The 2,633-nt window shown below is 67.2% G+C and carries 2 protein-coding genes and 1 pseudogene (1 of these 3 only partly in view); 1 reads left to right on the top strand and 2 read right to left on the bottom strand.

All coding sequences use genetic code 11. The annotated features are described in order from the left end of the window. Positions 1–462: pseudogene (locus tag A2X88_05425) on the top strand (hypothetical protein). Here A2X88_05425 and A2X88_05420 read toward each other — a convergent pair. Together A2X88_05420 and A2X88_05415 are read right to left on the bottom strand one after the other, a co-directional pair. Then, complete coding sequence (locus A2X88_05420; protein ID OGP33335.1) at positions 455–2,284, bottom strand: hypothetical protein; 1,830 nt, start codon at positions 2,282–2,284, stop codon at positions 455–457. The pseudogene A2X88_05425 and the gene A2X88_05420 sit on opposite strands and share 8 nt — an antisense overlap. Before the next feature lie 132 nt (positions 2,285–2,416). Beyond that, on the bottom strand, positions 2,417–2,633 hold the 3' portion of the coding sequence (locus A2X88_05415; GenBank protein ID OGP33334.1) for a hypothetical protein. The gene runs 212 nt beyond the window's last position; the window shows 217 of its 429 coding nt (coding positions 213–429); its start codon lies beyond the right edge, outside the window; it ends in the stop codon at positions 2,417–2,419.

Below are 2,633 nucleotides of genomic sequence, written 5' to 3'. Positions count from 1 at the left end.
CTGGACACCGACGCCCACCACGGGGACGGGACCCGCGATCTCTTCTCCGCCGATCCCGACATCCTGCACGTCTGCGTCTGCGGGGGACACTACGAGTCCCCCGACGGGACGAAGGTCGACCTGGCCTATTCCTCTCCCCGGGGACGGAGATCGCCGGGAGCGTCGATGAACGACCTCTACTTCGACCTGGTGGAGGAGCAGTTCCCCCGCCGGCTGCGCGAGTTCCGCCCCGACCTGCTCTTCTGGTACTTCGGGTTCGACACCCACCAGGGGGACTACGGCGACATCGGACTGACCGGGCCCTGCTTCTGGCGGATCGCCTCGCGGATGGTGGAGCTGTCGGAGGAGGTCTGCGGCGGGAAGCTCGCCGTGGTCCTGGGGGGCGGCTCCCACACGCAGCTGGCCACCTCCCTGATCCCCCCGATCATCGAGCGGCTGGCGGGGCTTCCCTCCTCTACCTGAAGGCGTGACAGCCGGCGCACGCCCCGCCGGACAGGTTGTGCTCCTTCTTGTCGTTGTGGCAGGCGAGGCAGTCGTCGCGTCCCGCGACCGTCCACGCATGAGGCCGGTGGCACTCCGTGCAGGAGAGGTCGGGGTGCTCCCCCTTCCGGTGGAGCCCTTTCGGCTTCCCGTGGCAGTCGCCGCAGGCGACGACCGGCTGCGCCTCGATCTTCTTCCGGTGGCAGTCGGCACACTCCATCGACATCATCGGCGCCTTGACGTCGATCTTGTGGCATTCCGCGCAGTTGTCGGGGGGGCGGTATCCCGCGGCGTGGCAGTCGCTGCACAGGATCCGGGCATGCTTCCCTTCCAGCTCCATCGGGTGCCACTTCATCTTCGGCCCGGGCATCATCGAGCCGAGGGGGGTGATGGGGCCGCGCTCCGGCATGGTGTGGCAGACCGAGCACTCCATGGTCAGGACCTTCCCGGTCCTGGTGACATGCTTTTCGTCGTGGCACCGGAAGCAGCCAGGCCAGTTCCGGTGGCCGATGTTCGACGGGTAGGTCTTCCAGTTCACCTTCATGTCCGGGAAGACGCTGCGGTCGTAGAGGGTGATCGCCGTCTCGATCGCCTTCTCCACGTCCGCCTTCCGGGCCTGGTAGACGGCCGGATATCGGTCCCGGTAGAAGGTCGCGATGGTGCTCCGCAGTCCTTCGTGCGCCTTTTCCCGGGTCGGGTACTCCACGACGAGGGCGTCCACGACCGTCTTCTTCACCCAGGGAAGGGTCCTCGAGATGAGATGGGAGGCCATCGCCTTGTCGACCGCCGCCTCGGGGGGTTCGTAGATGTGGGTGGGGCGGTTGTGGCAGTCCATGCAGTCCATCTCTTTTTTCGGGAGTGTGGCGAGTTCCTTCGGATCCCCGGTGTAGTCCCGGCTGACGTATTCGTCCTCCGTCCCGTCTGACCGGGTCGCCCGGAACCAGGGGATCGTCTGCAGCTGGCGGTCCGACGCGACATACTCGACGCGGTTTTCCGTGATCATGTGCCAGTGGATGCCGGCGTTTTCCCCGATCTTTCCGCTTCCCCCCCCGGTCTTGACCCCGAGGCTGATCTGCTCCGGGGTGTTCCGCTCGTCGTACCGGAAGTGGGGGATCTGCAGGAGCTGGGTCCCGAAGAACTTCGCCGGCCAGTGGCACTCCTCGCAGGTCTCCCGGGCGGGACGCAGGTTCTCGATCGGGGTCGGGATCGGCCTCGGGTAGGATCCGGTCACCACCGCGAGGACCTGCCGCGCGCCGGAGATCTTCGACTTCACGTACCAGGAGGCGCCCGATCCGACGTGGCACTCCACGCAGGAGACCCGGGAGTGGGGCGAGCCCTGGTAGGCCGCGAACTCCGGCTCCATCACCTTGTGGCAGAGCTGGCCGCAGAAGGAAACGGTTTCCGTGTAGAGGAAGGCGTGGTAGGAGACGAAGGCCAGCAGGATCGCCAGGAACGAGGAGCCCAGGACCGCGTAGCCGAACTTCTTCCGGGTGCCGGGGTTGTTCAGGTCGAGCAGGGGGTAGGGGAGGGCCTCGTCCACGCCGAGCCGCCGACGGCGCAGGCTTTCCCGCCGCATCCCGTAGAGGAACAGCGCCGCCCCGAACGTGAAGAAGGCCGGGAAGACCAGGTAGGAGAAGATCCCGATGTAGGGGCTGTGGCGCTTGAAGCTGATCTGGAGCAGCAGGGAGAAGAGGGTCAGCAGGATGCTGATGATGGAGACGTAGGCGCCGAAGAAGCTGACGGCGTTCCGGTAGAGACCCTTCTGGTTGTTCCCCTGCGTCGCGGCGTTGTTCTTCTGCGTCATGGCGGCCCCCTTTTCTTCCGGGCGCCCGGGTCGCCCGGTGTGTTCCGGTCACCGTCCCCGGGAGTCCGTTCCTGCCGGATATCGGCCATTGTTCCCCGGGAATCCCCCTTCGCTGCAGGGTGTCGTGGAGTCCTACTCCGGATCGGGGGGGCGGACGCGGCCTCTTCCCGTCTTGGTCTGACTCCGGCGGAGCTTGGCCGTGAGCCTGCGCTCCCGGGACTGGCGCGTGGGCCGGGTTTTCTTCCGCGGGCGCTCCGGCTCTGCGGCCCTCCGGATCAGGGCGAGGAGGCGCTCCCGGGCGTCCCGGCGGTTCTTCTCCCGCGAGCGGAACCGGCGGGCCTCGAGGACC

It is taken from the genome of Deltaproteobacteria bacterium GWC2_65_14, assembly GCA_001797615.1.
GTDB lineage: Bacteria > Desulfobacterota > Deferrimicrobia > Deferrimicrobiales > Deferrimicrobiaceae > GWC2-65-14.
The sequence above is the reverse complement of the archived record's forward strand: the minus strand, read 5'-3'. Positions and strand labels throughout refer to the sequence as shown.